Source organism: Leifsonia sp. SIMBA_070 (assembly GCF_046534635.1).
GTDB lineage: Bacteria > Actinomycetota > Actinomycetes > Actinomycetales > Microbacteriaceae > Leifsonia.
Genome location: NZ_JAWRYK010000394.1, coordinates 1 through 265 on the forward strand (window position 1 = coordinate 1; position 265 = coordinate 265).

1 protein-coding gene is annotated in these 265 nt (G+C 70.9%); it reads right to left on the minus strand.

Translation table 11 applies throughout. The features are described from left to right. A partial coding sequence (locus SB754_RS20805) for a hypothetical protein (protein WP_410784251.1) occupies positions 1 to 215 on the minus strand: 215 nt, incomplete at its 3' end. Positions 216 to 265: the final 50 nt, after the last annotated feature.

A 265-nucleotide genomic window follows, 5' to 3' on the forward strand; every position in this document is an offset into this window, starting at 1 on the left:
GTCACCTGCTCGGCGGCGGCCACCGCGTCGGTCCGGGCGCCGGCCAGGGTCGCCAGACCGTCGCGGAGTTCGACCGCCGACGTGTACGCCGACGAGATCGCGCTGTTGGCCGAGGCCGCCGACGTCTGCACCGAGGAACCGAGATCGGTCAGGGAGGTACGCAACCCGGCAACCGACTCGAGATCGGCCGAGAGGGCCCGCGCCGACGTCTGCATCGCCTGCAGACTGTCACGCGTTTCCTTGGACCCCGGAGCCTTCACCGTGT